The sequence below is a fragment of the Dysgonomonas sp. 520 genome (assembly GCF_010501095.1).
In the GTDB taxonomy this organism is placed as follows: domain Bacteria; phylum Bacteroidota; class Bacteroidia; order Bacteroidales; family Dysgonomonadaceae; genus QVMP01.
This window is the reverse complement of the sequence record NZ_QVMP01000002.1, coordinates 185,244-211,991: the sequence shown is the minus strand read 5'-3', so window position 1 is coordinate 211,991 and position 26,748 is coordinate 185,244. Positions and strand designations below refer to the sequence as shown.

Annotated in this window: 21 protein-coding genes and 1 tRNA gene; 15 read left to right on the top strand and 7 right to left on the bottom strand. The window is 37.3% G+C overall.

The window, feature by feature from the left end:
• The first annotated feature begins 5 nt into the window (after nt 1–5).
• Nucleotides 6–1,478, top strand: a complete 1,473-nt coding sequence (cysS, locus tag D0T56_RS02320; RefSeq protein ID WP_163318520.1) for a cysteine--tRNA ligase — start codon at nt 6–8, stop codon at nt 1,476–1,478.
• 76 nt (nt 1,479–1,554) lie between these two features.
• Here cysS and D0T56_RS02315 read toward each other — a convergent pair whose 3' ends face one another.
• Nucleotides 1,555–2,295, bottom strand: a complete 741-nt coding sequence (locus D0T56_RS02315) for a NigD-like protein (protein ID WP_163318519.1) — start codon at nt 2,293–2,295, stop codon at nt 1,555–1,557.
• Between the two features lie 621 nt (nt 2,296–2,916).
• Here D0T56_RS02315 and D0T56_RS02310 point away from each other — a divergent pair.
• Nucleotides 2,917–3,105, top strand: coding sequence for a hypothetical protein (locus D0T56_RS02310; RefSeq protein ID WP_163318518.1), 189 nt, complete (start codon nt 2,917–2,919; stop codon nt 3,103–3,105).
• A gap of 114 nt (nt 3,106–3,219) precedes the next feature.
• Here D0T56_RS02310 and D0T56_RS02305 read toward each other — a convergent pair whose 3' ends face one another.
• The gene (locus tag D0T56_RS02305) at nt 3,220–3,537 is read right to left on the bottom strand and encodes a hypothetical protein (RefSeq protein ID WP_163318517.1); all 318 of its coding nucleotides are present in this window, start codon (nt 3,535–3,537) and stop codon (nt 3,220–3,222) included.
• A 154-nt stretch (nt 3,538–3,691) separates the two neighbouring features.
• On the opposite strand from D0T56_RS02305, the gene D0T56_RS02300 reads away from it, so the two are divergent.
• Both D0T56_RS02300 and priA read left to right on the top strand, forming a co-directional pair.
• Nucleotides 3,692–4,117: a helix-turn-helix domain-containing protein gene (locus D0T56_RS02300; RefSeq protein WP_163318516.1), complete on the top strand. Its 426-nt coding sequence runs from the start codon at nt 3,692–3,694 to the stop codon at nt 4,115–4,117.
• A gap of 24 nt (nt 4,118–4,141) precedes the next feature.
• Nucleotides 4,142–6,601: a primosomal protein N' gene (gene priA / locus D0T56_RS02295; protein WP_163318515.1), complete on the top strand. Its 2,460-nt coding sequence runs from the start codon at nt 4,142–4,144 to the stop codon at nt 6,599–6,601.
• A gap of 188 nt (nt 6,602–6,789) precedes the next feature.
• Here the strand turns inward: priA and D0T56_RS02290 are convergent, their stop codons facing one another.
• The 3 genes from D0T56_RS02290 to D0T56_RS02280 form a co-directional block, all read right to left on the bottom strand.
• Nucleotides 6,790–7,692, bottom strand: coding sequence for a DUF6268 family outer membrane beta-barrel protein (locus D0T56_RS02290; protein ID WP_163318514.1), 903 nt, complete (start codon nt 7,690–7,692; stop codon nt 6,790–6,792).
• 128 nt (nt 7,693–7,820) lie between these two features.
• Nucleotides 7,821–8,759 carry a DUF4421 family protein gene (locus D0T56_RS02285; protein WP_163318513.1) on the bottom strand — a complete coding sequence of 313 codons (939 nt, stop codon included), beginning with the start codon at nt 8,757–8,759 and terminating at the stop codon, nt 7,821–7,823.
• 194 nt (nt 8,760–8,953) lie between these two features.
• Nucleotides 8,954–9,772, bottom strand: coding sequence for an AraC family transcriptional regulator (locus D0T56_RS02280; protein ID WP_163318512.1), 819 nt, complete (start codon nt 9,770–9,772; stop codon nt 8,954–8,956).
• 291 nt (nt 9,773–10,063) lie between these two features.
• Between D0T56_RS02280 and D0T56_RS02275 the strand changes: the two genes are divergently transcribed.
• From D0T56_RS02275 to D0T56_RS02265, 3 genes are read left to right on the top strand one after another with little or no spacing between them, the layout of a single operon-like run.
• On the top strand, nt 10,064–10,915 hold the full coding sequence (locus D0T56_RS02275; protein ID WP_163318511.1) for a hypothetical protein: 852 nt from the start codon (nt 10,064–10,066) through the stop codon (nt 10,913–10,915).
• A gap of 6 nt (nt 10,916–10,921) precedes the next feature.
• Nucleotides 10,922–11,719, top strand: a complete 798-nt coding sequence (locus D0T56_RS02270) for a hypothetical protein (RefSeq protein ID WP_163318510.1) — start codon at nt 10,922–10,924, stop codon at nt 11,717–11,719.
• Between the two features lie 3 nt (nt 11,720–11,722).
• Nucleotides 11,723–12,568, top strand: coding sequence for a hypothetical protein (locus tag D0T56_RS02265; protein WP_163318509.1), 846 nt, complete (start codon nt 11,723–11,725; stop codon nt 12,566–12,568).
• Between the two features lie 202 nt (nt 12,569–12,770).
• On the opposite strand, the gene D0T56_RS02260 is transcribed toward D0T56_RS02265, so the two are convergent.
• Nucleotides 12,771–13,589 carry an AraC family transcriptional regulator gene (locus D0T56_RS02260; RefSeq protein ID WP_163318508.1) on the bottom strand — a complete coding sequence of 273 codons (819 nt, stop codon included), beginning with the start codon at nt 13,587–13,589 and terminating at the stop codon, nt 12,771–12,773.
• Nucleotides 13,590–13,881: 292 nt separating this feature from the next.
• On the opposite strand from D0T56_RS02260, the gene D0T56_RS02255 reads away from it, so the two are divergent.
• The 8 genes from D0T56_RS02255 (at nt 13,882) to D0T56_RS02220 (ending at nt 22,224) form a co-directional block, all read left to right on the top strand.
• Nucleotides 13,882–14,715: a hypothetical protein gene (locus D0T56_RS02255; protein WP_163318507.1), complete on the top strand. Its 834-nt coding sequence runs from the start codon at nt 13,882–13,884 to the stop codon at nt 14,713–14,715.
• Nucleotides 14,716–15,501 carry a hypothetical protein gene (locus D0T56_RS02250; protein WP_163318506.1) on the top strand — a complete coding sequence of 262 codons (786 nt, stop codon included), beginning with the start codon at nt 14,716–14,718 and terminating at the stop codon, nt 15,499–15,501.
• A gap of 3 nt (nt 15,502–15,504) precedes the next feature.
• Entirely contained in the window at nt 15,505–16,398 is an 894-nt protein-coding gene (locus tag D0T56_RS02245; protein ID WP_163318505.1) for a hypothetical protein, read from the top strand.
• A gap of 156 nt (nt 16,399–16,554) precedes the next feature.
• Nucleotides 16,555–18,276 carry a DNA polymerase III subunit gamma/tau gene (locus D0T56_RS02240; protein WP_163318504.1) on the top strand — a complete coding sequence of 574 codons (1,722 nt, stop codon included), beginning with the start codon at nt 16,555–16,557 and terminating at the stop codon, nt 18,274–18,276.
• A gap of 92 nt (nt 18,277–18,368) precedes the next feature.
• Nucleotides 18,369–18,446 (top strand) — tRNA-Val (locus D0T56_RS02235).
• A 148-nt stretch (nt 18,447–18,594) separates the two neighbouring features.
• Nucleotides 18,595–19,224: a hypothetical protein gene (locus D0T56_RS02230; protein WP_163318503.1), complete on the top strand. Its 630-nt coding sequence runs from the start codon at nt 18,595–18,597 to the stop codon at nt 19,222–19,224.
• 577 nt (nt 19,225–19,801) lie between these two features.
• On the top strand, nt 19,802–20,389 hold the full coding sequence (locus D0T56_RS02225; protein WP_163318502.1) for a hypothetical protein: 588 nt from the start codon (nt 19,802–19,804) through the stop codon (nt 20,387–20,389).
• Nucleotides 20,390–20,400: 11 nt separating this feature from the next.
• Nucleotides 20,401–22,224 carry a PriCT-2 domain-containing protein gene (locus D0T56_RS02220; protein ID WP_163318501.1) on the top strand — a complete coding sequence of 608 codons (1,824 nt, stop codon included), beginning with the start codon at nt 20,401–20,403 and terminating at the stop codon, nt 22,222–22,224.
• Nucleotides 22,225–22,510: 286 nt separating this feature from the next.
• Here the strand turns inward: D0T56_RS02220 and D0T56_RS02215 are convergent, their stop codons facing one another.
• Nucleotides 22,511–26,704: an MBG domain-containing protein gene (locus tag D0T56_RS02215; protein WP_163318500.1), complete on the bottom strand. Its 4,194-nt coding sequence runs from the start codon at nt 26,702–26,704 to the stop codon at nt 22,511–22,513.
• Nucleotides 26,705–26,748 lie beyond the last annotated feature (44 nt).

Here is a 26,748-nt window from a genome sequence, read left to right as displayed (position 1 = left end):
CAGGAATGGAACAAAAATTATCTATTTACAATACCCTTAGCAGAGAAAAAGAAGTATTTGAACCGATAACACCGCCTCATGTGGGCTTGTATGTTTGTGGGCCTACTGTATACGGCGATGCCCATTTGGGGCATGCCCGGCCATCTATCACATTCGATATATTGTTCCGCTATCTGACCCACATAGGCTACAAGGTGCGTTATGTGCGCAATATAACCGATGTAGGACATCTGGAAAACGATTCGGACAACGGGGATGATAAGATTGAGAAAAAAGCTCGATTGGAACAACTTGAACCGATGGAAGTGGTTCAATTTTATACCAACCGATACCATAAAGCTATTGAAGCCTTGAATGTGCTTCCCCCGTCTATCGAACCTCATGCCTCAGGGCACATTATCGAGCAGATAGCGGCTGTTGAAAAAATATTGGAAAACGGATATGCTTACGAGAGCAACGGGTCTGTATATTTTGATGTGGTGAAATACAACAAAGATTACGACTACGGCATCCTTTCGCATCGCAATATAGAAGAAATGCTGAACACTACCCGCGAACTTGACGGGCAAGACGAGAAGCGCAGCAAGGTAGATTTTGCCTTGTGGAAAAAGGCATCGCCCGAACATATTATGAGGTGGCCATCTCCTTGGGGTGATGGTTTTCCGGGATGGCATATAGAATGTTCTGCTATGAGCATCAAGTATCTGGGGACGGAATTCGACATTCATGGCGGAGGGCTCGACCTGATGTTCCCTCACCACGAATGTGAGATAGCCCAGAACACCGCCGTAGAAAAGCATCGGGTGGTGAAATATTGGATGCACAACAATATGATTACTGTGGGTGGTCAGAAAATGGGGAAATCGTTAGGCAATTTTATCACGCTCGACGAATTCTTCACCGGTTCTCATCCAATGCTTACACAAGCCTATTCGCCGATGACTATCCGCTTTTTCATTTTGCAAGCGCACTACCGCAGCACCGTCGACTTCAGCAATGAGGCTTTGCAGGCTTCGGAAAAGGCATTGTCGAGACTTTTAGATGCGTATGCACGGTTAGGTAAAATCGCTGTGTCGGAAACCTCGTCGGTTGATGTGGCAGGACTGAGTCAGAAATGCTACGATGCAATGAACGACGACCTTAACACCGCCATTGTTATCGCTCATTTGTGCGATGCGGCAACAACAATAAACTCGGCGATAGCAGGGACAGTTAGCCTTACGAAAGAAGATGTTGTTGTATTGAAAGAATTTTTCGATACTTTCCTTTTCGATTTGCTGGGCATCCAAAACGAGCAAGGACAAAATTCGGCAGGTCAGGAAGCGTTTGGCAAGGCGGTTGACCTTTTGCTGCAAATAAGAGCCGAAGCTAAGGCTAATAAAGATTGGGCTACTTCGGACAAGATAAGGGACGAACTGAACAGAATAGGTTTCGATATAAAAGACGGAAAAGACGGAACCGAGTGGAAGTTGAGATAAATCCCCTCTGTTGAAAATAGAAAAAAGGATAGCCTGAAAATAATTCGGACTATCCTTTTTTGCTTACAAAATGCGTCTATTTCAGTTTGGCATTGCTTCTTTCCGAAGTTATAGCAGAACTGGCAGGAGTTGATTTGCGTGTGCAATAATCAAACTCAGTAAACTTGTCGCCGCTAAACGATTTCCACTTCAGCCTCAACTTAACTGTTTTGCCTTCCGTATCGGGTAAGCTGTTCAGGTTGAATGCTACCAACCCGTCTTGCTCATAGCCATGAACATCTCCGTAGGCATTGTGCCTGAATTCTACCTCATAAAGATTGTCTGCATCGGAACTAGCCAACAAATTCACATAATGAGCCTTACTTGAATTTCCGAATATTGTCCTGAACCGGAGAGTCAGGTAGCCGTCTTCGGCTATTGTTACCCAGTCGTTAATAATCTCTACCGGATCTGCTCCGTATATTTCATCGTTCTCCAATCCTAAATCGGGAGCCATCTGTTTTGTCAGGATACTATCTATCCAATTAATGGAAACAGCTATATCGTATCCTTCGCTAGGTTTATTCACCTTCTTATAATTGACAAGAGCTCTTACTTCCCTGTCTCCATAAGGAGACGATTTCATATTTGTGGGAAACAAGGTTGTGTTGTCGTCCAATTGCATGTAAAATGAATCTCCGCTGACCGGCTTCACTGTCACAAGGGCATTGGGTAGTCTTTTGCTCCAATAATCGTCGTCATCATCAAGACATGATTGAAAAATCAGGGCTACACTTACAATCCCTATCATCATTAAAAAAAATCTCAACGTTTTCATAATTCTAATAAAATTTATATTGAATAATATTGTAAATAATTTATTGTTAGTCGATTCTATTTAGTAGAATCGCAAAAAATCTAAAAAATACAACTCCGAAAGACAAGCTTTGTCATGCTTTCGGATGGAGTAGAAATAACATTGACTCACATACGTTTCGTCGAACGTTGTTTCGACGGAATGTAATGTAGTCAACACTGACCCCTACAATAATACCCCACCCCTACACATCTGTCGTCTCATGGGATTTGCAATCCCATGCTTGGCTACTCTCCGGATTTTAAATCCGGAAAATAATAAACCCCAACTACCGATTGGCATTGCTTCTATGTATATAGATAAATATATGAACAAAAAAGCTGCAACAAAGTATGATAAAATATATTAATTTTTGTGATTGAGGGAAAACATGGCAAGTAGCATTGTAAGGACTAGGCGCCAGATCGCCGCATAGGATTCACAATTCGGGAAATAGCAATCCCGAGGTTATAAATCCCGGAATGTAAAGTGTTAAAATACGAAAGTTAAAAGGATTTTTTTCGAAAGTTGAGGTAAGGTTTTTTATAAATTTGCAGCATAGAAATTGTACTGAATAACATAAACTTTAAAAATTATAAAACTATGGGCAGAAATAACCAGACTAAAGCTGACAAAATAAAATTCTTCATATTCTTTATTACAATTTTTGGGATAATTGTAGTTTGGATGTATTATGATAAAAAAGACAAATACGAAAAAGAGAAAAAAGAGCAAGAAAAGAAAGAGATGATGAAAGAACTTGATAGAAAGAGCAAATATTATAGATATTAAGTAAAGTAGAAATTATACAAAGAAATAAATATAATGAGTATGGATAGCGAAAAGCTGTCCATATATTTTTTATCTTCGCGTGGGATTACAAATCTCTGAGGACAAGAGTGTTATTCAGTTTTCGTTGGTTTTCTTATTTTTGATTATCTCCTCACTGTTTTGGAGAATGAGCATTGAGGCGATAAGGTATGTATATAGTTGCAAGTAAAGTTTGTGTTGGTTCTTTTTGATGCGTCTTCTTGATGCTCTTTCATCCAACTCTATGGAAACTAAACAAAACGCTGTTGTTCCAATTACTTCTGCCGAGAAAATGATTATAATATCTTGCGGAAGATTTTCCGCACCATGTTTTATCAAGCAAACGGCAACATAAACCACCGAAACACACATTATTATGAATCCTATTTTCGAAATTAGGAACAATACTCTCATTCTGATGCCATTTATTCTATTTATATGGCAAAGGAAATTATATTATATGTAACATGCGTGAGTATTCACAAATGTTTTACCAATAATTCCGAAATTCTTACTCAGATATAAAATTTCATTCGTATATTTGTTACAAACAAACAATCAATCAACAATGGAAATAGACAATTCAGCAAACAACATTGTTCACCACGGGCGAAACATCAAATGGTGGCGTAAGAAGAAAGGCGTAAAACAAGAAGCATTGGCAGATGGGATGAAAATGTCGCAACAATCTGTTTCGAGATACGAACAAATGGAGGTGATAGAAGAAGAACTTTTGGAAAAGTTTGCCAATACGCTCGGTATTCCCGTCGATTATCTGAAAAATATGGCAGAAGAAGCCAGAACAGTTATTTTTGAAAATAACAACATTGAAACAAACAATGGTTCAGTAGACTATTTCGTTGATGAAGATCACAGCACACACAACTATAATCCGGTAGAAGAAATAGTAAAACTTTTTGAACGTCTCTTAGATAAGGAACAGGAAAAAATCGCCCTGTTGCAGAAACTATTAGACGATAAAAACAAAAAGTGATATAAGAAAACAATAACAAGACCTATGCTACTATATGCAGATGTCATAGTACCGCTTCCCTTGCAAGGGGTTTTCACTTATTTCGTTCCATCGGATATGGCTGCGAAAATTGAGGTGGGTAGCCGGGTTATTGTGCAATTCGGACAAAAGCGGTTCTATACAGCTATTGTCAGCAACTTGCACGAAGCGAGCGAAAAAAGACCCGATATAAAGGAGATTGAGACTCTTCTCGACGACCGACCGATTGTCTCAGATTCGCAGATAAAATTTTGGTCGTGGGTAGCTTTCTATTATATGTGTACGATGGGTGAAGTATATAAAGCAGCTATGCCTGCTGCCCTGAAACTGGAAAGTGAAACATATATCTTCAAAAATTACGATTTCATCGCCGATAATCCTCTTTCGCCGAATGAAGAAAAAATATTCTATGCCCTGCCCGATGATTGTGCGATTAAGGTGTCGGAAGTGTCAAAATTGACACGAATCAATAATATAGCTCCCTACATCAAGTCGCTGTCGGAAAAAGACGCTATTTCTATCAACGAAGACATCAAAAACAGGTATGTTGCCAAAACGGAGACAATGATATCTTTGGCCTCCGCTTTTTCGGACGAAGAACTAAGCATTCTGTATGAGAACCTGAAAAGGGCGAAGAAACAACAGCAGCTTTTTGCCGATTTTCTTTCGTTGAGGGAAAATGCCGTTTCTTCCGAAAAGTTTGTTATTTCAAAGAAAGAATTGCTTCGGCAAACAGGCCAATCTTCCGCCATTCTGGATGGACTGATAGAGAGAGGCATTCTCAAAAAAAAATCGGTGGAAACGAGCCGTTTCAATTTTGGAGAAGCAAATCACGAAAACATCAAAAGCCTGAATCAATATCAGCAGGAGGCATACAACGAAATAAACGGTAAATTTGCGGAACACTCGGCTGTTTTGTTACACGGGGTAACTTCGAGCGGAAAAACCGAGATTTATATCCGCATGATAAAAGATGCGATAGAATCGGGTAGGCAAGCACTCTACCTGTTGCCCGAAATTGCTCTTACAACACAGATCACCGAACGCCTGAAAAATGTATTTGGCGATCAATTGGCAGTTTATCACTCCAAATTCAGCGATAATGAACGTGCCGAAGTTTGGAAGAACCTGATTGGTGACAATCCGAAAAAAGTTATTCTGGGGGTGCGTTCGTCAATTTTCCTGCCATTTCAGAGTTTGGGGTTGATAATTGTGGACGAGGAGCACGAAACATCTTACAAACAGCAAGAACCTGCGCCCCGGTACAATGCGCGTGACGCTGCCTTGTTTTTGGCGCATCTGCACAATGCAAAGACCTTGCTTGGCACGGCTACCCCTTCCATCGAAACATATTTTAATGCTACCACAGGCAAATATGGTTTGGTTTCGTTGATGAAAAGGCATCGGGATGTGCAATTACCAGCCATTGAGGTGGTAAATGTGCGTGAATTGCGACGAAAAAAGCAGATGAAATCGATACTTTCTCCTGTTTTGATCGATGTAATGGGAAATTCTTTGCAAAAAGGCGAACAATCTATTCTTTTTCAGAACAGGCGGGGATTTGCTCCCGTGATAGAGTGCAAGTCGTGTGCATGGACGTTGAAATGCGAACATTGCGATGTGAGCCTCACATATCATAAAATCCAGAACATACTGCTGTGCCACTATTGTGGTGCTACATACAGTATTCCGAAGCTATGTCCAGAGTGTAAGACCGAAAATAGCCTCGATATTATCGGTTATGGAACCGAACGGATAGAGGAAGAAGTTTCGACCGTTTTTCCCGATGAAAAAGTACTTCGAATGGATTTGGACTCGACCCGTGGAAAACATGGTTATGAACGGATAATTACGGATTTTGCGGCAAACAGGGCAAGTATACTCATCGGCACGCAAATGGTATCGAAAGGCTTGGACTTTGAAAATGTGACAGTAGTAGGCATTTTATCGGCAGATGCAATGCTCAATTATCCCGATTTCAGGGCACATGAAAGAGCATACCAAATGATGACGCAAGTCAGTGGCAGAGCCGGACGGAAAGACAAACAGGGGGTAGTGATTTTACAGACAACACAGCCAAATAGTCCGATCGTTCAGTTTGTAAAAGAGGGCAACTATTTAGCAATGTATAATTTACAGATAGAGGAACGAAAACTGTTCGGATATCCACCTTTTTATCGTATAATTTCTATTACGATGAGATGTAAAGATGACGCTTTGCTCCAACGGCGGTCGGAGAGGTTGGCTTTTATGCTTCGCCAGTCTTTTGGCGACAAAATACTGGGTCCTACACGCCCGTCGGTATCTCGTGTGCAGACTCTTTATATCCGTAAGATAATGATAAAGATAGACTCCAAACTGTCTCCTCAAAAGGTCAGGGAGTCGATTGAGGCGTATAAATCGATGCTTTTGGCAGAGCCTGACAGCAAATCACTTCTTATACATTTCGACGTAGATCCGATGTGATTTGGTGAAAAAAAACGATGAAAAGCCAAAAAAAAGCCATAATGGACAAATAACATAAATAGAGTAGTAATATACTGAACGAGACCGACCTGTAAGTATGTTTTTTGCTGCAACCATTTATCAATGTATGAATTCATCGACGATTGATAGGGCACTAATTGCATATCTTGTATGAGTAGGTGTATGCGCTAGAAACCATACCTGAAACCGATATTCAGGTATAGAGAGGTGTTGAAATGCAGTTTCCTTTTATTATTGAATAAACTTTCCGAAAAACCTTTGAAACTGCGGTTGTTCAGGCTCACCGATCTTAGCCATGTTCCACCGACGCCCATATATATAGTTGAGGCTTTTCCGATCTTGTATTCGGGAGAAAGGTAAGATTTCAACGTAGAAGTAGCGTAAATCATGGATTTTCCGTCTACTTCAACCACCGAAGACATTCCGTCCATTTCCATCGCTACCAAACTTAGTTTGAATGAATTGTTCAGCTTGGCTTTTGCGGCTATTTTCATGCCGCTGGCAATGTCAACATCCAATTCATAATTTCCGGGGAGTTTCCATTTTACAAGCGACATCGGCATAAGCAAGGGCACACCGAACGAGTTGGTCAATCCCACTCCGAATCCTAAATCGAGGTTATTTTTCAGATTATAGATGAATATGGCAGCTCCGTTGACCAAGATGCTTTTTTCGGTGATTTCATCGGGTGCAGAGTATATTCCTGCCCCTAAAGAAGCGATTAATCGCCATTTTTTCGATAGAGGCCTTATGTGTGTAACATTGAGGCTGGAGTTGAATATTTTTTCGGGATTAATATCTTCCATCATGTTCCGGTTGCTTAATACGCCGTATGCGCCATACATAGACAAAGACCATGCGGTTGGCTGATTTTCTTCATTCATTTTCATAGATAGAGGGATGTTATATCCTCCTGATATTTTAAGCATGTTGCCCGATCCCATGTTGTTGCCATCATCATCTTTGAATGAAGAAGATGTCAGGTATTCCGATTTTATATACCCTTGAGCAGAGCACTTGAAACATATTGAAAGAAGAACCGAAACAGAGATGATAAATACTAATTTCATTGCCTTTTAATCGTTTTAAGGCAAAGAAACGTTGTAATGTTTCATCGGAAAACCTTTTTCGGACGAATTGCATAACCGACAGGCTGAAGTTGAGATTTTGCTGGTTGTGATGGTTATTCCCTGTTTCGCTATTTCTCCTTTTTATCGAGAAAAGGAATCCGATCGAAACGGTGAATATATGAAAGTCGGAAGTTTCCGGAATTTAGTCCGATGTTCGAATCTTCCGAAAAACTCGGAAAAATGAAGTTGCTGAGATACGAAAGTCCTATCGACCAGTTTGCCCTGTTATATCCTGCCGCAAAACGGGGGAATACGGTGGGGTAAACTTCCAGCCTTTGTTTGCCGAAAGTATTGATTTTATCGCTGCCGAAATTGATACCTGTGGTCACCGACATGGCAATGAACCATTTTCGGTGTATTGCCCAATTGTAGGCATAACCTCCACTGACCCCGAATTGAAAATTGTTGTAGACAGACTTGTCTCCCATCAATATGCTGTTGCCCGTATCTATTTTACTTAAGAAAACCCCCATGCCTAAGAGCCAGCTTCCGGCCGATTTTATTTGTTTCTCGCTCTGATCGAAGGCTGCCTTATAGGAAAACTTTTTTCCGTTGAAGATATATTGCCCGTTCAGTCCGTATTGGGTAACCGAAAGTTCGGGGAATAATTGGATATTATTGCTCCCTTCTTCCGAAAAAAATCCTTTATATTGTTGTATAAATAGGTCGAGAGCATATTTCCGACCATAATTGTGCAGTTGGAAGTCAAAAGACTCGGTTTTACCGTACTTTTTGTCTCTCATAAAATCGAATCCGTATCCGTAACTTAATCCGATAAAGAAGTTTTTCAGCGAAAATCCCGCTCCAATATCCATAGGGTTGTTAGGCAGATATTCTACCTCCTTGTCTTTCTCGTTATGCAAGAGAAATACGAAATTCTTTCCTGTATAAAATAGGACAGATAGTTTCTGATCGTATGATTTTATATAGGTACTATCAGTTTGTGCTGTCAACGGGTTGGTTAACAGTGCTATGAGTGAAATTGATATGTATATTACTACCTTCATTGTTTAGATTGGGGTGTTGCAAAGATAACGTAAAAATGAGATAGTTAGTATATTTCTTTAATTATGCGATTGTATATAAAAAGATATAAAGTCTTTCGGAAAAGTAGTAAATTAAAAAACTTTTTATACCTTTGTAGTCTGATAATGAGATAATGAGCACCTCTGTCACTTGGTAAGTGACAGAGGTGCTTTTTTTATATATATTGTTTTGTTCTGTTTTTTCTTCTGATTTCGGAAGGGGAATTTCCCAGATTTTTGTGGCAAAATTCATTGAAATGAGACAGGGTTGCAAATTTATGGTTCGTGCTGATCTCTTTCAGGCTTTTGCTTGTCTGGCAAATATCCTGATAAACTTGTCTGGCTCTCTGATTTCTCATCCAGTTGTATGCCGACATATTGAACACCTTCCTGAAACGTTTGTTAAATCCTGAATAGCTATAGTTCATTCTTTCAGCTAGTTGTCGAACCGAACGAACGCTCAGGCTAAGGTTGCACACTTCTTCCGAAAAGCTCAAATCGTTAGCGGGAAGTGACTTGAAAAAGCTCTGCAACTGTTCTTCCGAATAAAAATGCTTGAGGATATAGCCAAATTCTTTTAGTTTGAGATCTAGCAGGTAACTGTCGCAAAAACTCTCATCCTTATATTTTTTCACGAATTCTATATGGTTGTAAACTAACTCATTAATCGGGATTGATGTGACATCATCTCCCAAATATTTGGTAGAAGGATCGGCAGTTATGGAAGAAAGTATACCACAAAGTCCCGACTCATTTGTGAAGCGGATTGAAACTACTTCGGATTTTTTCACTGCTTTCAGTACTACCCGTTCCTGAAAGGGATAAAACACCATGTTTGAGGCTGTTACATCAACATCGGGGTGAGTTGAAGAACGGATTTGTAATTCTCCCTCCATCACCAGAATTATTTTATTTTCTCCCGGTTCAAGACTCCACGACCGGCCCTCGTCCGGTTGCAGGAATTCTATTGGATTATCGTTTTCTGATTTCATCATTATTGTTGTTTAAGTATTGTATATTAGTTTGTTAAACGAATGTTTTGCAAAAAAATGTCTGAATACAATTTTCGTATTATATAAAAGTCAGGTTATCAACAATTTATCATATGTACCTCTTCTCTTCTGACTAAGACGTTTCACTAGCGTTGAACAAAAGGATTATTGCCCTATTTTTTCTTTTGTCTAATCAATTAATAATTAAACAAATACAAATATTCTTCCGACTTTTCCGTCACTTACCAAGTGACAGATATGTTAAAACACGAATAAAAACACAAAATTTAACAGATGAAACGATTAATTTTATTCACCCTCCTGCTGTTTCTAGCCGTTGGCATCAAAGCTCAGCTGGTAGGGATTAATACAGACGACCCGAAGTCGACCTTGCATATCGCAGAGTCGAGTATAACCGACCCGACAGGCAAGGACGGACTTCTAGCACCTCGTGTGACAAACTTTCCAGCAACAGATCCGTTGAATGCGGGCAATTTGATCTTTCTGAGAAAAGATGCGACAAGTTCTCCTTCCATAGCTACGAAACCCGACGGATTTTATTATTGGAACGGCAATGAGTGGGTGTTGATGGCAACAAGATCCATAAACACAAACGAGTATCGAACCTTGTATTGCGCTTATGGGCAAGGATATCTGGGTGCAGATACGGATATGGGTCAACGGGGTGTTATACTGGGCAGCTTGGTTTATGATGCCTCAAAAGAAGAGAGTGATGCTGTGTTTTCACTTGCAGATAATGTCTTTACTGTTGGCAAAGGCGGAACATATTTGTTGTCCTTTGTAACAAGTTCGCGCAGATATATTTACGATTCGGAAGGAACTCCTCCTCAATTCACGAACCTATTTGGTGAGGTTTTGATAAACGGCGCTTCTGCTAACCCTCGGATTATGGCAAAAGGTAATACAGCCGGAGAGAAATACAGTGCATGCCATATTGTTATAAATACGATTGTTTCCCTCGAAAAGGGTGATAAACTTACTGCCATCGTACAATTGACAGATAGAGGCCAGTATAAGAACCTGGGAGGAGGTCTATTTGAGTATGTTCCAGTAACAGGAGGACCGCCACCATCATATGGCAGTAACGGAGTAAGTTCTTTAACTCTAACGTATTTACATAAATAGAAAATTATGAAAAAATTTAGCATTATTATATTACTACTCTTTGTACTACATGGTATAACAGTAGCCCAAATCGGAATTAATACGAACGATCCGGAAGCATTGTTAGACATTCGTGCCCTGAATAAAACTGCACCTGAACAAAATATTGGTGTCATTTTTCCCCGTATTACTTCTTTTCCGGCAACAGATCCAACAGCAGACCAGCATGGAGCAATGATTTTTTTGAATCATGACAATGCCATCGATTTCTGGAAAAATAGTTTCTATTTCTGGAATAATGATATTCCGGCATGGGATCAGTTGCAAGACATAAATACAGCGGATATCGATTATAATAAAATCATTTGTACAGGAAATGCTCTTTACGACAGTTCCGGAAATATTTCTACTCTAAAAGCAGATGGGCCTCGGTATGTTAGGCTCAGCTATATGGATTCACCTTTGCCCAGTTTTCAGCTAACAGCCAACGGAGAGCTGAAAATCGGAAAAAAAGGCCGTTATGCTTTGGCCTTTACGGGTGGAATACAAAAACAGCATCAAAGAATTACCGATTATAAATGTGAAGTATTGATTAATGGCACTACTGCCTCTCCTCCAATTGCATCGCTAATAAACTTAGCAGGAAACTTCTTTCGGGCAGGAGTATTTGCTACCACTCAATTTGTAGAGTTGAATGCAAATGATTTGTTGTCAATTCAGGTCAGTTTAGAATACATTGCTCCCAATGGAGATTATAATAACCCTCCGGAAGCAAAAATAGACTCACCCTTTGCTTTAATGTTAACATTAATACAAGAATTATAAAAAATGAAGATATATATATTATCAATGTGCTTGTTCATATCTGTTAGTGTAGTTCGAGCACAGGTTTCGATTAATTCGGAAACATATAAAGATGGGACTTTGGTTGTTGAACCCAATAACCGAACCTTGCCCAATAACAAAACAGGAGTGATTGTTCCAAGAGTAGAAAAACTGAATACCACCGACCCCAAAGAAGACGGGTTGCTTGTTTTTCTGGATAACCCGACCCCTCCACTGCCAACAGGTGAACTCAATGGGTTTTATTATTGGGATGCCGCACAGAACAAATGGGTTGGATGGAAATCTATGTCTACTGCCGTTATAACGGATAAAAGCCAGTTTTTTGCATCAGGAACACAATTCGACACAGCATCAGGAACCATGAAAGACGCCGATAACCCGTCTAAAATTAAATTTAACAATCTGGTTACTAATAATCCGTCTATCTGTACATTATCGGGAGGTGCTATTACGATAAATAAAACAGGCTGGTATTATCTACAAATTTCAGTGACATTAACAAAAAATGCCGATCCTGCACCTATGCGAGATATACTTTGTCTCCAATTGCTGCTAAATGGCGCCCTACCTACCCCGGGACCAACCTTCAGGTCGTTTAGTTCTTTTGCGGTAGATAATCCGGCAAGACAAACTTTTACGACTTATGCGCCAGTAAAACTCTCGGTAGGAGATGTGATCCAATTGGGTATGCAGTATATTTATAAAGATACCGGAAATGGAGGTAACCCGGATGGCTCAGATAATACAGTTTTTCGAGATAAGATGGAATATTCCATAACAGACGGAACGGTGGCAACGCTATCGGCAAAATATCTGGGCGATTTTTAGAAAACCGGTAACTTTTCAAGTAAGAATAAGACTGAAAGATTGAAAGTAATTCCGGAGGTAAGGATATTTCATATTTAGGGAGTCGTAAAAAACGAAATATCTGACGGAAAAGTAGTAAATTAAAAAACTTTTTATACCTTTGTAGTCTGATAATGAGATAATGAGCACCTCTGTCACTTGGTAAGTGACAGAGGTGCTTTTTTTATATATATTGTTTTGTTCTGTTTTTTCTTCTGATTTCGGAAGGGGAATTTCCCAGATTTTTGTGGCAAAATTCATTGAAATGAGACAGGGTTGCAAATTTATGGTTTGTGCTGATCTCTTTCAGGCTTTTACTTGTCTGACAAATGTCCTGATAGACCTGTCTGGCTCTCTGGTTTCTCATCCAGTTGTATGCCGACATATTGAATACTCGCCTGAAACGCTTGTTAAATCCCGAATAGCTATAATTCATTCTTTCAGCCAGTTGGCGAACCGAACGAACACTCAGGCTGAGGCTGCACACCTCTTCCGAAAATCGCAAATCGTTAGCGGGAAGCGCTTTGAAAAAACTCTGCAACTGTTCTTCCGAATAAAAATGCTTGAGGATATAGCCAAATTCTTTTAGTTTGAGATCCAGCAGGTAACTGTCGCAAAAATTCTCGTTCTCATATTTTTTTACTAAGCCTATATGGTTATAAATTAACCCATTAATGGGAAGCAATGTAACATCGTCTCCAAAATGTTTCAATGTAGAGCTGGCAGTTATGGAAGAAAGTATACCACAAAGACCAGACTCATTTGTGAAGCGGATTGAAACTACTTCGGATTTTTTTGCCGCTTTCAATACTACCCGCTCCTGAAAGGGATAAAACACCATGTTTGAGGCTGTTACATCAACATCAGGATGAGTTGAGGAACGGATTTGTAATTCTCCCTCTGTCACCAGAATTATTTTATTTTCTCCCGGTTCAAGACCCCATGACTGACCCTCGTTCAGTTGCAGGAATTCTATTGGATTATTGTTTTCTGATTTCATCATTATTGTTGTTTAAGTGTTGTATATTAGTTTGTTAAACGAATGTTTTGCTGAAAAATATTTGAATGTGCTTTTTTATTCTACTTAAATGTCAAATTATCAATTGATTAAGAACTACTCTTCGTTTCGTTTTTTCAAGATGTTTCACGAGCGTTGAACTAAAAGCCTATATCGCCATTCTTTCTTTTTGATAATCGGCTAATAATTAAATAAATACAAGTACCTATCCGACTTTTCCGTCACTCTACAAGTGACAGATATGTTAAAACACGAATAAAAACACAAAATTTAACAGATGAAACGATTAATTTTATTCACCCTCCTGCTGTTTCTGGCCGTTGGCATCAAAGCCCAGTTGGTAGGGATTAATACAAACGACCCGAAGTCGACTTTGCACATAACAGAGTCGAGTATAACCGACCCGACAGGCGAGGACGGACTTTTAGTGCCTCGTGTAACAAACTTTCCTGCAACCGACCCGTCGAATGCGGGTAACCTTATCTTTCTGAGGAAAGATGCGACAAGTTCACCTTCCATAGCAGCAAAACCCGACGGGTTCTATTATTGGAACGGAAAAGAGTGGGTGTTGATGAATACCAGAACTATATCTACAGAAGAATACAGGACTTTGTATTGTACCTATGGACAAGGATATCTGGGTGTGGATACTATTATGGATTATCGGGGAGTTGTGCTGGATAATTTGGTTTATGATGCCTCCAAAGAAGAGAGTGGTGTTACGTTTTCCCTTACAAATAACACCTTGACTGTTGGCAAAGACGGAACATACCTTCTGTCTTTTGTTACAAGTTCACGGCGGTGGTGCTATGCCGAAAATGGAGTTAAGGTTCAACAAACCAATTTGTTGGGTGAAGTCTTGATAAACGGGGCATCGGCAAATCCAAGAATCATGGCTAAAGGGAATACCGCTTACGAACGGTATAGCGCAACACATGTTGTAATAAATACAATTGTTGCTTTGAAAAAAGGTGATAAGCTAAGTGCAAGGGTACAATTAACAGACAGAGGAAGAGATTATAGTGGAATTTTTACTCCTGCAGAAGGCCCCGCTCCAACATATACAAGCAACGGATTAAGTTCTTTAAGTCTAACATATCTACACAAATAAATGATGAAAAAATTAAAATTTATCATACTGCTGTTGGCAATAAGTTTCAGCATCAATGCTCAAGTCGGAGTTAACACAAATGATCCGAAAGCATTATTGGATATCCGGGCTTTAAACAAGACTGCGCCGGAGCAAAATATCGGGTTGATCTTTCCCCGTATCACTTCTTTTCCGGCGACAGACCCGACCATAAATCAGCATGGAACAATGGTCTTCTTGAATCATAACAATGCGGTGGATTATTGGAAAAACAGTTTCTATTTTTGGAACAATAATATTCCGGCATGGGACCAGTTGTTGGATATAAACAGTGCCGATATCGACTACAATAAAATTATTTGCACAGGAAACGAATTCTATGATGGTGCCGGTAATCCCTCTGATTTTAACGATAAAGGCTCCCGTTATGTTCCATTTTCTTATATGGATTCACCTTTGCCCAGTTTTCAACTGACAGCCAAGGGGGAATTACAGATCGGGAAGAAAGGGCGTTATGCTTTGGCTCTGACCGGAGGCATATCTAAAGAACATTATGGTGTGACCGATTATAAATGTGAAATATTGATTAATGGTGCTACTGCATCCCCCCCTATAGCTTCTCTAGTAAACTTGGCTGCAGTTCCGTTTAGATCCGGAGTATTTGCAACCACCCAGTTTATTACATTGGAAAAAGGCACTAAACTTGTAATCCGTGTCAGTTTTATAACCACAAATACAGAAGATACTCCGAATGTCAAAATAAACTCTCCTTTTGCTTTAATATTAACCTTAATAGAAGAACTGTAAATAATGAAAAAATATATTCTACTGATATACCTGTTGACATCTGCTATTATTATTCAGGCACAGGTATCGGTTAACTCCGAAACGTATAGAGACGGGACAATGGTTGTTGAACCCAATAGTCGGACGACTCCTAATAATAAAACAGGCATACTTGTTCCTCGTGTTGCGAATCTAAATGTAACCGACCCTAAAGAGGACGGATTACTTGTTTTTCTGGATAACCCGACGCCTCCACTGCCAACAGGAGAGCCTAACGGGTTCTATTATTGGGATGCCGTACAGAACAAATGGGTTGGATGGCAGTCTATGTCTACTGCCAATATTACAGACAAAAGCCAGTTTTTTGCATCCGGAGTTCGCTTCGACACAAGTTCCGGAACAATGAAAGATGCTGATAGTCCGGCTAAAATAATATTTAACAATCTGGATACAAACAATCCGGCTATATGTACTTTATCGGGAGGGGCAATCACAATAAATAAAACGGGATGGTATTATATTCAAATATCAGTGACTTTAAAAAAGAATAGTACCCCCACCTCTCTACGTGATATTATCTATTTTCAGTTGCTGCATAAGGATAACACTTCCGGCATTCCCGGCACTCCTCCGGCTTCGGGTGATGCTGCTAGGCCAACACCCAGTACATTTTTCCGGTCGTTTAATAGTTTTGCATTTACAAGCCCATCAGATGAAACTTTTACCACTTATGCACCTATAAAACTAAATGCAGGAGATGTGATACAGATGGGTGCTACAATTACATATAGAGATCCGGGAGGGGGTAATGATCCCATTGGAGGAATTGATGTGGGAGAACTTCGTGTTGATTCCGAATATTCCATAACAGACGGAACGGTGGCAACGCTATCGGCAAAATATCTGGGCGATTTTTAGAAAGCGGAAAGTAGGGGCGAATATTTATTCGCCCCTACTTGACAAGCAATGATGTTGCTTGCTTTGATGCGTTTATCCTACTCTCGGAATGTTAAAATTGGAGATGCGAGTTTGTTTTCTTACATTTGTATCACATATATTTACGGACTCAGGAGTATGGATAATTATATAGTATCGGCACGGAAGTATCGCCCTACCACATTTAAGTCTGTGGTGGGTCAGAAGTCTCTTACCACCACATTGAAAAACGCAATAGCAGGGAATAAGCTAGCTCATGCATATTTGTTTTGCGGACCTCGTGGGGTGGGGAAGACTACTTGTGCCCGCATCTTTGCCAAAACTATCAACTGCTTGTCGTCGGCTGCCGACGGAGAGGCATGCAATCAGTGCGAATCGTGTGTCGCTTTCAACGAACAACGCTCTTACAATATACATGAGTTGGATGCTGCATCCAACAATTCGGTGGATGATATCCGTTCCCTGATAGATCAGGTGAGGGTTCCGCCACAAATAGGGAAATATAAGGTTTATATCATAGACGAGGTGCATATGCTATCGTCTGCGGCTTTCAATGCGTTTCTTAAGACTTTGGAAGAACCGCCTCACCATGCTATTTTCATTTTGGCTACAACCGAGAAGCACAAGATACTGCCAACTATTCTTTCGAGGTGCCAGATATACGATTTCAGTCGTATAAGCATATCCGACACAGTAGAACATTTGCAATATGTGGCTTCGCAAGAAGGGGTCAATGCAGAAGTAGAGGCTTTGAATGTTTTGGCTCATAAAGCGGATGGAGGTATGCGTGATGCTTTGTCAATTTTTGATCAGGTAGTTAGTTTCACCGGAGGCAATGTGACATATAAAGCAGTCATTGACAATCTGAATGTGTTGGATTATGAGTACTATTTCAAGTTGACAGATGCTATTTTGGCAGGAGATGTAACCGAGGGTTTGTTGATTCTGAATGACATATTGAACAAGGGTTTCGATGGGCATAATATCGTAACGGGAATCGCTTCTCATTTTCGGGATCTCATGTTGTGTAAAGATATCAAGACGGCAGAATTGTTTGAAGTTGGTGCGTCAATAAGAGAAAGGTATATAGAAACAGCTAAAAAATGTGATATAGGATTTCTTTATAAGGCAATTGACCTGGTGAATGAAGCCGACTTGAATTATCGTCTGAGTCGGAACAAAAGGCTTTTATCGGATTTGACAATTATAAAATTATGTCAGTTAAGATCTGGAGGTAATCCGGATGATGAAAAAAAAAAATCTGAACTAAAGCCGATCGCTCAAACTTCAGTAACCCCTCAACCGGTTCCGGATAATTCTAAAACGGTTTCTGTTGCTGCCGTTCCTCATGTATCGTCTGTGCCACCTCAGCCCAAGAAGGTTGTGGAGAATAAATCGACTGCAGTTAAGGGTATTACAGGGCTTGGTGTGTCTCTTTCTGCTTTCAATCAAGAAAAAAAGGAAGAGCAAAAAGATGAGATTGTACAACAAGCAATGTCGGAACGTTTTACTCCTATTCAACTGATAAATGAATGGAAAACTTATGCAGAAGCAATATTGGAGGAGCATCACTTGAAAAATACTATGCTTCACTGCTTGCCTGCGCTTTTGGATAATGACGAGTTTGAAGTTGTTGTGAATAATCCGGTTCAGGAGCAACGACTTTTAGATCACGCATCGGAGATACTTCTCTCATTGAGAGAACGTTTAAAGAATACAAATATTATTATGAAAGTGCGTATTAGTGAAGAAAATGAGAAGAAGCTAGCCTTTACTAATATTGAAAAATTCAACTTAATGGCAGAACAGAACTCAAGTGTTCAAAGGCTGAAAGATGAGTTCGGGTTGGAATTTTCATGAAAAAATGAAATTTTTATACGAAATAATTTTGTGTATAAAAAAAAAGAAATATCTTTGCAACGCATTTGAGAGAAAATGCAATTAATAAATAAGGGCGTTTAGCTCAGTTGGTTCAGAGCATCTGCCTTACAAGCAGAGGGTCGGCGGTTCGAATCCGTCAACGCCCACCACAGAAAATCAAGCAGTTAAGAAGAAATTCTTAGCTGCTTTTTCTTTTATGGTGGCAACAAAGTGAATAACAACTTTCATATAACTTTTAAATCTATTATATTTGGATTGCTAAAAAAACTAGTCTAAAATTGCTAACCAACCTTACTAATGATGATGGATAAAGCAAAAATTGCGAAGTATTGCTCTCATGTAGACAATGAAAAGATTAGAAAACGTATTTTAGATATTATTGATGAATTATTTTCAAATCAGGATGATGTAGTCTTCATTAGGATGGAATTGAAAGATTTACTATCAGAATTTAGTGCACTTCAAAGAGAACATAGAAAACGGTTTAAGTACTTAGACTCCAAAGTAAATAAAGCACCAAATCCAAAAGATAGATTACAACCAAGAAAACAGAAACGTGCTAAAAATGAAATTGGTTTAAGGAAAAATGAGATTGAAAATTTAAGTTATGCATTAAAATATTTAAGGCTGCAACTTGATAATGACAATTTCATTTTGCACATGAAAAAGAAAGAAGAGTCAAAACAAGAAATAATAACAGATTACGTACCTGAGATTAAGGATTTACAACTAATAACACCAATTCAGAAATTTGACCCAAGTAAAAAGGTATATTCTCGTGAAGAGGCATGTGAATATTTACAGATTTCTAACAGAAAAATGACCACATTATTGACGACATATAAGATTAAACCTGTATCTACTGCTGTTAAACCTTACACATTCAATATTGAAGAATTAGAACGATATAGGAAAGACGAAATTTAGTTTTTCGTTAATACAATTTTTTAATATATAATAGACAGGGGAGTAGGCATCCCCCTCGGCGTATCCACCAAAAGCAAAACTAAAAAAAATATACCCGTCAAAATGAGTACTTCGGATGGGACTACGTGCCGACTCTCAAAAAAAAATTTAAAATTTTTAGCCAATCTAAAAAATAACTTTCATCTTCACGGACATATCAAAATGATGTGTCGGGAGCTATCAGAACAATATGGTAGTTATATTAGAAGAAAGAGATTAAAGATTTTCGTTTATCCCTATGGGGAACACTTCAATCCAAACACACACACATTTCTAAATTATTTTCAATTTTATTCACTTGATAATGAGGTGAATAAAAAACATTATAACTTTTTCTGCCGTTTACACTTGACTTTTTGAATATTTTCTCTAATTATAGTATATAAGAGATTTCGATTACGGAATATCTTTGAATATGGATAGGATAGCTACCGACAAAGAGGGTGTTTTTTACCTTGACCCTCTTTCCATTTTTTTTGAGCTAGATTAATAAAGGTAATGCGAATAAGCCCGAAAGGGTAAGGTAAACTATTGATTAATGTTATTAAAAGATGTTTTAGGTTGTGATGAAAAATACAATTACAAGTTTACGCAATACATAGAGGAATTAGCAGCAATGCTGAATGACGGCATTGAAACATTGGTGTTATGTAATCTTTTACAGACTCTATGTGGTTATGGTGATTTGCCCCCCAAGACCAAAAATAAACAACAATACCACTTCTACCGTAGTAAGGGAAATATATGCTCCGATGAATTGTGTATCAATATACAGCAATACAACAGAGCCTTAAAACGATTAGAGCATAAAGGTTTAATCAAAACCTTTCAGGGGCGTAATCCAAAAGAAAAAATGAGAAAAATAAGCTACTTCTATATCAACATAGAAGCAGTTAGAAAGTTATATCTTGATGGGTACAACCTCAGATACCCACACAAAAAACAGGAGGATATTCCTACCCCTGCCAATCAAAATAAGGAATTAGCTAAGAAGCCACAGAATCTAAAACTTATTTCGGCAAGTACAAACTCCAAACTTGTAAGGCTGGAAAAGGATTTCGCAAGTGGATTTCTAAGTAAGGAACTCTATGAATTAAAGAAAAATAGTGTTCTGAATAAAAAGTAATAAAATAATAAATGAAAAACATTACATTGAACAGGGTGCTGAGTGTATCCTATCTCAAAGATGAGATAAACAGTTTGTATGAAAATGGAATGCCCGAAGGCATGAAAATTGGAATTGAAAGCATTGATAATATTTTCAGATTAGACACCGGAATGGTAGCTGTAATTACAGGGATTCCCAATTATGGCAAATCTGAGTTTGTAGATTTTGTCAATATCAAGCTAAATGAACTGCATGGTCATAAGACTTTATATTTTAGTCCTGAAAATTTTCCTATCAAATTACATCTATCAAAACTAATCCGTAAGATTGGAAATAAACGGTTCGATGATTTCTCCAAAGATGAAATAGATAAATATATTGGTTATATCTCCGAAAACTTCTTTTTTCTGAATTATGAGACGGTAAACACATTGGATGATATATTGTCATGTACAGAAGATTTAATAGCCTCAGAGGGCATAAAAGTGTTGGTTATTGATGCCTATAATACACTTGAAGACAGCAGACCAAACAATTTGACTGAAACGGAATATGTATCACAGGTGATGATGAAATTACAAAAATTCGCCAAACGCCATGATATTTTGATTGAAATGGTTGTGCATCCAAAGAAAATGCAATCTGATTCGGACGGTAACACAATGATACCAGGACGATATGACCTGAATGGGTCTGCCAATTTTGCCAACAAAAGTGATTATATTATAGTTGTACATAGAGATTTTGAAGCCAACACCACCATTATCAAGTGTGATAAGTGTAAATTCTCCAATTACGGACAGATTGGATACACTGAGGTAAAATATGATACTGTAAGTGGCAACTATAAAGAAATGGTTTACAGTGATGATACAGCAGAATTAAATACTTTTGTTGAGTCGGCTTTTTCCAATCAGATATTGATGAGCCAAACAATAAAAGAAGCTCATTCATGTACAACGAAGAAAAATGTGTTGGATGTGCCTGTATCGTTCTTTGAGCATAATTTATTCAAAAAAGGCAAGGTTGTAAATTTGTATGAATATCTTATAGATGAAAATGGCTATTATAAATCAACTTATCAAAATGTGGTGAACTATATTAGATTGGGGAAAGATTATGAAGATATTAAGCAACGTAAATCGGAATCGAAAGTTCCTTGTGTTACTATATCATGTGTCTGTGGTCAGTCGAAAGATGATATTGAAAAACAGAACAGCCTGATATGTATTGATATAGACAAAAAGGATAATCCTATGATGATAGACAAAGTACCTGAAATATTAAAATCTATACACAATGTAGCTTATTTTAACAAGTCTATTAGTGGAAACGGATATTTTGCCATCATTCCCATACGAGACCATAGGAAATTCAAGCTTCATTTTAATGCTTTGCTTAGAACATTTGAGCAGTTTGGTATTAAAATTGACAAATCTTGTTCTAATGTAAACAGGCTGAGATATTACAGCTATCCAGATAAGGATACTTATATTAATCCACATGCAGATATTTACACTGATGTTTATGAAATACCTAAAAAACTTGATAAAGATTACGGAGAGATAACTATTGGTGATGTTCGTATTGATGATATGGTGCAATATGTGTCAGACCATAAGTTAGATATTACGGAGACTTATGACGATTGGATAAAAGTAGCTATATCCATAGCCAATACGTTTGGCGAAAGTGGTGTTGGTTTGTTTGTCAGATTTTGTGAAAACAACAAGAACTTCAATGAAGCGGAATGTAGGGAAAAATACATGCAATTCATTGACACCGAATATGATTATACCATTGGTACATTATTTTACATATTTGAGCAGTATAAACAGAAAAAGGCAAAATAACTTCTTTCTGAATAAAGGAAAAGCACTCGGATACGGGTGCTTTTTGTATTTATATATTTAAAAATCAATGTATTTATGTGCATTCGCCCCACGTTTCGTATAGTGAAAAATGGAGAGAAAATAACCACAAAACACACAACATGCTTATTTAAAATTGATTATAAAACATTCAATACCAAGAATGCCAAATTTTAGTTCTTTCGGTCTGATGGGTAAATGGATTTTAAAAAAAGTTAAGGGAGAATTTTTAGTTTCTCCCTTAAATAACCATAATGCTATTTTCTTGTTATTTCAAAATTATAAGTTTATGGGTGTAAATCTTATTGTTAATAGTTGTTCTTAATATATATGTTCCATCAGGTAGCATTGATACATCTATTTTCTCCAAATTATCTGTATTACTAAATACCAATTTACCTACTAGATTATGTATCTCAACCCTATCAACTTTACTATCAGATTTTATACTTACATAATCTTTTGCAGGATTCGGATAAATAGAAACCAAATTAGCTTGATTACTATCTATACCTGAAGGAGTGCTTATTGAAAGTATAGATTGAGGATTTAATGCCACAGCCTCTTTTTGTTCTTCATTATCTATATATATCAAGTTAGAAGAAATTGCACCAATTTCAAAATTGCCAGATGCTACATTTTCATCAATTTTGATAGGTATTGAAAGAAGTTCACCTTCATTTCCTGAAATAGCTTTATTTTGAGTTGAATAAATGATAAACCGATACCTATTTTCATTATCAAATTTATTCATAGCAATAGTATGAGTCGCTCGGCTTGCTCTGCCTTCTTGTAGTTGCAAATTGGCTTCATCAATAGTTACACCATCAGGTAAAATTAAGTCCCAATTCAAGGCTATAACAGGGAGTTTGTTTTTCATTGAAAGCATCAAATTACCTGTTAAATCACCCTTCTCGTAATTTAATGATAAATCAGAGAAAGATAATTCATAGTCGGAATTACTACTTCTTAACATACTATATACATAACTGCTACCACGAGTTAATACAACATTCACCAATTGAGTTAAGTCTAAAATAGAAATAGTTCCGTTTTTATTCATATCTCCAGCTTCGAATAAAAATGGATTTGGTTTTTTCCCTAATATGTAATCCACTTCTGCAACAATATCTGAGATAGTAATTGTTCCGTTAATATTCACATCTCCCATTTCATGTATATAGAATTGTTTTGAAACATTGTTTATCGTTTTTTCAGGTTTTTCTATTTCTGAGATGTAAAAAACAGCAGATGCTCCTTTTGTTGATGCGGTACAACTTGTATAATAGGTTGGTGCGGTCTCCCAATTTATTGAAAAAGGAATAGAAATTAATTCCCCTGTATTTCCATTAATATGTTTGTTAGATGGAGAATAAATCATGAAACGATATGTGTTTACAGAAGATGATATTTTTGCAACATTAAGGATATGCGCATTATCACAACGGTTGGATAATGAAACTTTATTTATATCAATCTCAACAAAAGTGGGAAATGTTATATCTGTTTGGAAAGACATCATTGGGTCTTCTTGCTCAACGGATAGTTTCAATATACTCTCCATACCAGATACTAAATTCAAATTAATATAATCTAAACCCATTATTGCAGCTTGCAGACTCTTATTAATAGTTAGTGTTCCATTTTTATATATCAAATCATAATTTGATGCCACACCACCTGTTACAACAATTGGATATTGTCCAGATGGAGATAAACGAATAGCTTCACATGATATTTGAGGTTCTTCTGTTAAAATTGATTTGCTATCAGAGTTTTTAAATCCTGAATATGAAACTGTAAAGTTTGGATTTTCAACACCCCAATAACGACTTGCATTATTTGCAGTTATTATCAAGGGAGCTTTTTCGACTGTTAATGTTCCGATAGCCTCGCAAATCAAATTATAATTAATAGCATAGCCATTAGAACATATAATATCATATTTGCCAACATCACTATATCTTATTGCTGCGGTTGTTACTGTTGGTTTTGTGGAAATATTGGATGCTGTATTATTGTTTACAAAACCTTCATAAGATAAAGTAAATGTTGGATTATTATCTCCATATACTTTTGTCATATTATCAGGGATAACTTGCAAATTCCTTTTTAGTATATTCAATAATCCTGTTTTATAAGAAATGGAGTAATTTTCGGCATTTGCACCAGATAGATTAATAATATAAGACCCTGCATTACTTGTTGATGTACCATAGCAAGAATAAGAGGGTTGAGTTATCAATACATCTTCGGTTTCACTATTCACAAAACCTTCGTACTTGCATGTAAATTCGGGGATGTCCCCATATATAATTGAGATAGAATCTGCCTTTATAACAAGAGGAGCTTTTGTTATATTAAGAGTTCCTAGTCCATAAATAAAATCGTAATTGATAGCATTTGCATTTGCCCCAATAATAGGATATGCTCCGACAACAGATGAAATAGTAGCTTCGGTTATTATTTCAGGTTCTTTCAATATTATTTCTTTTGTATCTGTGTTCTTAAACCCTGAATATGAAAAAGTAAATTCGGGATTTGGAGAACCATAAAGTCTACTTGCGTTGTTTGGTTTCACTGTTAATATAGCTTTGGTTATTTCCAAATTACCAACTTCATGTACAAGATTATAATTAGTTGCATTACCACCTGTGCTTATTATTTCATAATTACCAACATTGCTAAATTTTGTAGCAATTGTTGTTATTGTTGGTTTGGTTAAAATTCTTGTTTGAGTATCTCCATTTACGAATTCGTCATAAGAAAATGTTAATGTCGGATTGTTATCTCCATAGGTTCTTGAAATACTATCAATAATTACTTTTAAATCACGTTTCAATATATTTAATAGACCATTTTTATAGCTAAATGTGTAGTTCTCAGCTTCTGCTCCTGATAGCGTAATAGGATAACTTCCTACATTGCTTGTTGATGTACCACTACATGAAAATAATGGTAATTTAGTTAATACTTCTTCTGCTTCATTATTCACAAAGCCATCATACTTGCATGTGAATAATGGAATATTTCCAAAGATAGAGGAAATTGTATCGGCTTGGACTACTAATTCTTTTTTATTGACATTTACATCTAAACCTATCTTATAATTATTTCCATTATGAGTGTAATTCCCTGTTATTACAGTAAAACCAGACTTTTTTGTCTTCAAAATACCCCCTATAATCTCAGCTACATTACCATCAGATATTTGATAAGTCAAAGAAAGATTAGAGATATTTAAATTAACAGCATCACCATATTTGACATCGTTTAATAAATTTGCTAGATATAGTATTTTATTTGCATCTATGAAATTAAAAATATCACTAGATGTATGTAAATCCTTTCCATTCTTACTATTCGTATCTTGGCTGTTTATTGTTGCTTCATTTATTTTCATGGAAGAAAGTGAATAGCAATTTGTAACGGAATCATTACTCCCAATTATTCGACCTGCATACAAATTGTTATTGCTTCCTGTTTTTATAGCAGTCATAGTCGTATTTATAGCAATACAATTTATTACTGTTGATAAACTAATAGCTCCACATATCCCTCCCGCAAAGGAATAAGACGAGTAATAAGAAGTGGAAGAAAAGACATCTCCCGTATTGTAACAATCTGTAACATTCGATGATTTAACATTTCCACAAATTCCTCCTGCATAGGATGAAGTAGTAGAAGTAGAGGTGATGTTTCCTGTATTATGACAATTTGAAACTGTCGCTGAGTCAGTATATCCACATATTCCACCTGCAAGAGAAGAATGAGAGGACACCTTTCCACTATTATGAGAATCTGTAACCGTTGATGAGTTTACATATCCACAAATTCCACCCGCATAAGAATAATTCGAATTAGAGTGGGAATTTGACGAGATATTACCTGTATTGTAACAACCTGTTATTATAGTTGCAGAATTAGCATATCCACATATACCACCCGCATAAGAATAATATGAGGAAGATGAATATGATACAATTGCCATATTATAACAATTTGTGATTATTGACGAATAAGCATATCCACAAATTCCTCCAACATAAGAATATGAATTTGAAGAATATGATATACTTCCGATAACACTAATATTCTTAATGTGAGCATTCCGTACATTACCAAATAAGCCACAATGAATATTGTTATTTGATAACATCTCTATTCTTATAGCTATTTTATGCTCTTTACCATCAAAAACTCCACTAAAACAATTTGCAGAAGATGTTCCTACAATAGTTGTTACTGTATCATTTTCTTCTGTAAGGCTCTTTGTCAGCAAAAAATATTTTCCAGCATAAGAGTTTCCACTATTAACAGTTGTAGCTAGTGTTTCCATATCAGTTTTTGAAGAAATAAGAAACGGATTATCCTCTGAACCATCTCCTCCACTATAAGTTTGTGCTACAACATTGCCCCCGATTAAAAAACAGAGTGAGATTGAGAGTAGTAATTTTTTCATAAATTGAAATTAGGTCTCTATTTTCCCTAATAGAGGTTTATTAA